The organism is Allorhizocola rhizosphaerae (assembly GCF_003426775.1).
In the GTDB taxonomy this organism is placed as follows: domain Bacteria; phylum Actinomycetota; class Actinomycetes; order Mycobacteriales; family Micromonosporaceae; genus Allorhizocola; species Allorhizocola rhizosphaerae.
This window is the reverse complement of the sequence record NZ_QJUG01000008.1, coordinates 60,009-66,186: the sequence shown is the minus strand read 5'-3', so window position 1 is coordinate 66,186 and position 6,178 is coordinate 60,009. Positions and strand designations below refer to the sequence as shown.

At 69.3% G+C, this 6,178-nt stretch carries 6 protein-coding genes; 2 read left to right on the top strand and 4 right to left on the bottom strand.

Going from position 1 to position 6,178, the window contains the following annotated elements; all coding sequences use genetic code 11:
* Window positions 1-430: 430 nt before the first annotated feature.
* From DM816_RS03070 to DM816_RS03060, 3 genes are all read right to left on the bottom strand, one after another.
* The gene (locus DM816_RS03070; RefSeq protein WP_117208499.1) at window positions 431-1,498 is read right to left on the bottom strand and encodes a LacI family DNA-binding transcriptional regulator; all 1,068 of its coding nucleotides are present in this window, start codon (window positions 1,496-1,498) and stop codon (window positions 431-433) included.
* Between the two features lie 177 nt (window positions 1,499-1,675).
* Window positions 1,676-2,803 (bottom strand): acyl-CoA dehydrogenase family protein, encoded by a 1,128-nt coding sequence (locus DM816_RS03065; protein ID WP_246001475.1) that lies wholly within the window; start codon window positions 2,801-2,803, stop codon window positions 1,676-1,678.
* A gap of 246 nt (window positions 2,804-3,049) precedes the next feature.
* Window positions 3,050-3,643, bottom strand: coding sequence for a helix-turn-helix transcriptional regulator (locus DM816_RS03060; protein WP_117208497.1), 594 nt, complete (start codon window positions 3,641-3,643; stop codon window positions 3,050-3,052).
* A 66-nt stretch (window positions 3,644-3,709) separates the two neighbouring features.
* Between DM816_RS03060 and folE the strand changes: the two genes are divergently transcribed.
* Both folE and DM816_RS03050 read left to right on the top strand, forming a co-directional pair.
* Window positions 3,710-4,351, top strand: coding sequence for a GTP cyclohydrolase I (gene folE, locus DM816_RS03055; protein ID WP_117208496.1), 642 nt, complete (start codon window positions 3,710-3,712; stop codon window positions 4,349-4,351).
* 2 nt (window positions 4,352-4,353) lie between these two features.
* The gene (locus tag DM816_RS03050; RefSeq protein WP_117208495.1) at window positions 4,354-5,493 is read left to right on the top strand and encodes an NAD(P)/FAD-dependent oxidoreductase; all 1,140 of its coding nucleotides are present in this window, start codon (window positions 4,354-4,356) and stop codon (window positions 5,491-5,493) included.
* 18 nt (window positions 5,494-5,511) lie between these two features.
* Here the strand turns inward: DM816_RS03050 and DM816_RS03045 are convergent, their stop codons facing one another.
* A complete protein-coding gene (locus DM816_RS03045; protein ID WP_162907037.1) occupies window positions 5,512-6,174 on the bottom strand; it encodes a 5'-methylthioadenosine/S-adenosylhomocysteine nucleosidase family protein in 663 nt (220 codons plus the stop codon).
* Window positions 6,175-6,178 lie beyond the last annotated feature (4 nt).

Sequence of the window (6,178 nt, the reverse complement as noted above, 5' to 3'; positions counted from 1 at the left end):
ATCGTCAAACGCGCCATCTCCAAATACCAAGCCCGCGGCCCGAACGTCAACCGCACCAGCTACAAGGCCACCCTCAACATCGACATCCTGCCCCCGCCCAGTCCTTGACAGGGCGAACGATGCCTTATCTACACGGCCTTGCGGCTAGCCCACCACCGGCGGTGCTGTCCGATGTGGACGGCACTCGGGCACCGGCGACTCCAGCCGGTCCGCAAGGCGGCGCAGGGCACGGGCGGCTCGATCCCGCACTGGATCGATAAAGTTCCGGCGTGAAGAGCGCGGCGGGCGCCGCGGGGTGTCGAGGCGGGCGGCATCGAGGTGTTCCTCGACCGCCCGCCTAGCCATGATCATGCCTAGCGGGTCCATGATGCCCCTTCGTCGTGGCTTCCGGTTTCCTTGTCGCGTCCGGCTTCCTTGTGGGCCCGGCTGCTTAGCTGCGTCCTGCTTCGTTGTTCGGCCCCGTGGATGCCCGGACCATGAGCTCGGTCGGCAGGACGACCTGCCGCTCGGCACGCTCCGCGTCGAGCAAGAGTTCGCCCGCGATGCGGCCCTTGTCGAGCGCGGGCTGCCGGATCGTGGTGAGCCGGGCCGCGGCGGCCTCCGGGATGTCGTCGAAGCCCACGACCGAGATGTCACGACCCGCCTGCAGCCCACGCGTTTCCAGCGCGTCGAGCACGCCCAGCGCGAGCAGGTCGGCGGCGGCGAGGATGGCGGTCGGGCGCGGGGCACGGTCGAGCAGGTGCGCGGCGACCGCCGCGCCCTCCTCCCGGCTGTTGTGGATGGAGCTGATCGTGGTCACCTCCGACCAGTCGACGCCGACCTCGGCGAACGCGTCGCGGTAGCCGATCAGCCGCTCGCGGGTCACGTGGTGCGGCGCGTCCTCCGGCCGCGCCAGGGTGATCGGGCCGCTGTGCTGCACTGGACCGATCCAGTGGGCGATCACCGCGATGCGGCGGTGACCGAGCGCCGTGAGATGGCGGGCCGCGGTGCGCGCGGCGGCCATGTCATCGATGCCGACCACGCGCGTGCCGGGATCCGCGTTGGCGTGCCACTCGGCGATCACCATCGGCAGGTTGCGGGCCAGCGCGGCATCGTATGAGGCGTGCCAGGCGGGCACGCAATAGGCGCAGAACCCGTCCACCACGGCGTTTTGCACTGCCTGCGCGGCAGCCTCGCCGTCTGACAGCAGGGGGATCAGCAGCAGCCCGGTGTTGTGGCGCTCGGCCGTCTCGGCCAGCCCGCGCAGGAACTGCACCGCGTAGGGGTCGGTGAACGCGTATGACAGCTCGGCACTGAACAGCACGCCGATCGCGCCCACCTGTCCCTTGCGCAGTGAGCGGGCGGCCGGGTGCGGGCCGGTGTAACCCAGACGTGCGGCCGCTTCCAGAATCGTCTCGCGCAGCTGCGGCGAGAGCTGGTCGGGCCGGCTGTAGGCGTTGGACACCGTGCTGCGCGACACCCCGACGGCGTCGGCGACGGTCTGCAGCGTGGGTTTCACGGCCCGGCTCACCCTTCTGTATCGATCCAGATTCTGGATCGATACAGTATCGCGCCCAGCGCACGGCACGCAAGCCATGCTCAGCTGTCGGGCGGAACTTCGGACCCGCAGGATCGCTCAACTCCACGATGAAGTGCCCTCGCGCGGCCACGCCATCGCTTCATCACAAGTTGATCATCAATCTGCGGTGGCGGTCTCTCCCATCACCGCCTTGCCGATCTCCGCCTGGCACACCTCGGCGGAGTACGCCATCAGCGCCCCGGCCTGCGCATCACGGAAGTGCCGTTGGATCGGCGAGGTTTTGAGGTACCCGGAACCGCCGCCCACCTTGACGCCGAGCGCGGCGACGTCCTTGGCGACCTCGTTGGAAAGCAGCTTGGCCTCCAGCGAGCTCGGGTTGGCCATCGGCGAGCGCTGATCGGCCAGCCACGCGGTGTGCCCGGCCAGCAACGTGGCGGCCCTGAGCCGGACGTGCGCATCGGCCGCGGCGAACTGCACCCACTGCATGTCTGCCAGCGGCTGCCCCGTGGTCGGGATGACCCGGCCGCGCGCGTGTTCGCGCAGGGCCTCAAGCGCGGCCTCGGCCACGCCGATGGACAGGAACGGCAGACCGATCGGGATCGGGTTGGGTTCGTCGGTGAGTTTGGTACACCTGCGCGACGCGGGCAGCAGCGTGCCCTCGAAGGTGATCAGCTGACTGCGGGTGGCACGCAGCCCGACACTGTCCCAGATCGGCACGAGCCGCAGCGTGTCGTCCGGCGTGATCCCGAAGAACGCCGGAACGTCCTCGACCAGCGCATTGACCAGCAGATAGTCGGCGATCTCGCAGCCCGACACGAACCGCTTCGCCCCATCGAGGACGAACCCGGCGTCGACGGGGCGCGCGGCCTGCAGCGGCATGAGGAACAGGTTGCCGCCCGTGGGCTCCGAAAGCGCGTTGGCGAAACGCTTGCCGCCCGCCAGCTCGTGCGCGAAAAAGCGTGCGTTGTCGTCGTCGCTCATGTGGACCAGGCCGTACGCCGCGCCCAGGTGCATGAGCCAGATCGTGGCCGTGGACGGGCACGCCTTGGCTATCGTGGCCAGCACGCGCCCGAACGTGACCCACGAAAGTCCTTGCCCACCAAAGCTTTCCGGCAGCCATGCCACATCGAACCCGGCTTCGTGCAGTGCACGCAGGTTCTCGATCGGCAACTGCGCCGTCTCGTCAAGCTCGGCTGCACGCTGCGCGAAATCGGCGGCCAGCACGGTGGCGCGCTCGGCCCAGGACATCTCGGCGGTGGGCGGGTCCAATGGGGACGGTGTCATGATCTGCATCCTGACACACGGACGGCCGACTACGCATGACCGAAGAGCCGGGATGGCAGGCCCGGCTCTTCGGTGTGTGCGAAAGGGTTACTTGACTTCGTAGGCGCAGATGACGATCTGGTCAACTGTATTTCCGGCGCGTCCTCGACCTTGGCTCGCAGCGAGACCAAGCCGGCCGCGGACGGGTTCTTCACCGGCGTCGCCGTGTCGCTTTTGGACACCGGGCGCCCCGGCGAACGCATGCGCTCAAACCGTGCCGGTCACTGCGACGCAGCAGCAGCCGGGTTGCGGTGCGAGCTCGGCGCGCGCGGGTGAGCCCTGGAGCATGCCTGCCACAAACGACAGGTTCAGCGCGCAGATGAGCTCGGTGTGCGCCTGCGCCAGCTCCTGGAACGGGCAGTTGCGCAGCACGATCCGGTCACCGCGCCGCTCGGGCTCGAACCCGAGCCCGTCCAGCGCGCCCACCCCGTAGGCCGCGCCCAGATCATGCGCCGCCCGATGCGCCGCACGCTCCACATTGGACGGCTCGTCGGCCACCGCCCCGGCCAGGATCCGCGCGAGGATCTCGTAGTGGCGCTGCGGGATGGACACGTTGACCGCGACCGGCGCGAAATAGACCTTGGGCGAGCGACCTCGCCCCGGGGTCGCCGCATAGCGCGTCGAAAGCAGCCCCACCTCGGCCAGCTTGTCGAGGTGAAACGCGGCCAGCCCGCGCGACATCCCGGTCGCGTCGGCGGCCTCTTCCCTGCTCACGGCATGATCCTGGCGCCGGACGTAGTCGAACAGCGCGCGACGGGAGGCATCGGCGAGCGTCGTAACCGCACTCCACGGGTCAACCATGGCGATGATAATATCACTAACCGTCGTTGTTGAAATTATCGGGATGTCGGTGCAGGATGACGACCTATGACCATCACCACCGCAGACGGCCGGGCGGGCGCGATAGAAGACCACGCGGCCGGCGCGAGGCCGAGGCGAAACGCCCGCCGCGATGAAGCTGCGCCCATTCGCGACCTCGCGGCCGCGCAGATTGCGGCGGCCGCGTTCGTGCGGGCGCTCGGGCTCGAGCTCGACCCGGAGACCCCGGGCCGGATGGCCCGCGCCTACGCCGAATTGTTGACCCCGCGCGACTTCCAGCTCACCACGTTCGACAACGACGAGGGCTACGACGAGCTCGTGCTGGCCCGCGACATCCCGATCCGCTCCGTCTGCGAGCACCACCTGCTCCCGTTCATCGGGGTCGCCCACGTGGGGTACTTCCCGGGCAAGCGGATCCTCGGGCTGTCCAAACTGGCCCGGGTGGTCGAGAAGTTCGCGCACGGCCCACAGGTCCAGGAGCGGCTCACCAAGCAGATCGCCGACTGGCTGTGCGACCAACTCGACCCGAGCGGTGTGGGTGTCGTCATCGAGGCCGAACACCTGTGCATGACGCTGCGCGGGGTGCGCGCCGCGGGTGCCCGCACAGTCACCTCCACCCTGCTCGGATGCCTGCGCGAAGACGCCCGTTCGCGCGCCGAGTTTTTCACCCTCACTGGGAATCGAGGCTAGCCATGTTTGTGATCGTTGGGGCGTCGCTTGCCGGCGCCAACGCGGCCGAGACGCTGCGCGCCGAAGGCTTCACCGGCCCGCTGACCATGATCGGAGCCGAGCCGGAGCGGCCCTACGAGCGACCGCCGCTTTCCAAGGGGTACCTCATAGGAAATCAGGATCGTAAATCGCTCTACGTCAACGTGCCCGACGACGTGGACCTCTACCTCGGGACGGCCGCAATGTCGCTCGACCCGGCCGGGCACACCGTGACCCTGGCCGACGGCACCGTGCTCGGCTACGAAAAGCTGTTGCTGGCAACGGGAGCCGGCCCCAAGCGGCTTGACGTGCCGGGCGGCGACCTGCCGCACGTGCGCTACCTTCGCACGCTCGCCGACAGCGTCCAGCTTCGCGCCGACATGCAGCAGGGCACGCAGGTGGTCGTCGTCGGCGCGGGCTGGATCGGCCTGGAAACCGCCGCGGCCGCAAGGCATTACGGCTCCAGCGTAAACGTGGTCGAGCAGGACAGGCTCCCGCTGCGCACGGTGCTCGGCGACGAGCTGGCCACCGTGTTCCGCGACCTGCACGAGGCGCACGGCGTGATGTTCCACTTTGGACGTGCCGTCGCCGCGATCGAGGACGAGTCAGTGCTCCTCGACGACGGCTCCGTGCTGGCCGCCGACCTCGTGATCGTGGGAGTGGGTGTGGCGCCCAACGTCGAGCTGGCCCAGCAGGCGGGGCTCGCGGTCGGCAACGGCGTGCTGGTCGGGCCCGATCTGCGCACGTCCGATCCGGACATCTTCGCGTGCGGTGACGTGGCGAACTGGCAGCACCCGCTGACCGGGGCCCGGATCCGGGTCGAGCACTGGGAAAACGCGCGCCGCAGCGGCCAGGCCGCCGCACGCGCCATGCTGGGCAAGAACGTGTCCTACGACTGGATCCCGTACTTCTTCAGCGACCAGTACGACCTCGGCATGGAGTATTCGGGCTTTGTCGAGCCGGGTGGATACGACCGGGTCGAGTTCCGCGGGGACGTCGGCAACCGTGAGTTCATCGCGTACTGGATGAAGGGTGAACGGGTCATCGGCGGCATGAACGTCAACGTCTGGGACGTGCAGGACGAGATCCGGGAGCAGATAGCGGCCGACCTCATCCCCCGCTGAGGCCGGCCGGCCGCGTCGTCAAACCAAAGAGCTTGCCTTCACCACGTGCATCGCGAACTCGGCGGCCGGATCGCTGGTGCCGCCGACGGCCTTGACCACCAGCCAGTCGATGCCCGCCCGCTGTGCTGCCGCGAACACCGCCGTGCCTTCGTTTTCCGCGGCCATGGCGCCCGGATGCGCGTCGAGCGCCGCCGCGCACTGGGCGGGCGTGTCCACGACGGACTCCGCGGCGGGGTCCATCGACAGGATCGGTCCAAAGTGGACTCTGCCCCGCCGCCAGCCGACGGTGGCCAGGGTGCAGCGGTCCAGCAGCCGCACCGACGGCGGCATCAGCCGGCTCGGGCCGGTCTCCAGCGGCTCGAACCGGCTGCCGACCGGCCGCAGGGCGGTGGCGACGACGATGTCGCCGGGCCGGTGGTGCTCCAGCGGGCCGAGGCCGACGGCCGTGCCCACGCCGATCACCATGTGCGGACGCAACGACCGGATGAGCGCGTCGGCCTCCGCCGCTTCGTCGCCCCGGACCATGGCGATGTGGGGGACCGCCCCAAGCACGCGCGCCGCGGCCCGCCTCACCGCGTCGTGGGCGGCGCTGTCGCCGACCACGAGAAGGATCTCCTTCACCCCCAACACCACGACCCGGGCGGGCACGGCCACCTCCCATTGCTGCATGATTGTCGTCACGAAA

Bases quoted from the DNA above. Each gene is read 5' to 3' on its own strand.
- DM816_RS03065 (WP_246001475.1), bottom strand. From the start codon at position 2,803: ATGACACCGTCCCCATTGGACCCGCCCACCGCCGAGATGTCCTGGGCC.
- folE (WP_117208496.1), top strand. From the start codon at position 3,710: ATGACCATCACCACCGCAGACGGCCGGGCGGGCGCGATAGAAGACCAC.
- DM816_RS03060 (WP_117208497.1), bottom strand. From the start codon at position 3,643: ATGGTTGACCCGTGGAGTGCGGTTACGACGCTCGCCGATGCCTCCCGT.
- DM816_RS03050 (WP_117208495.1), top strand. From the start codon at position 4,354: ATGTTTGTGATCGTTGGGGCGTCGCTTGCCGGCGCCAACGCGGCCGAG.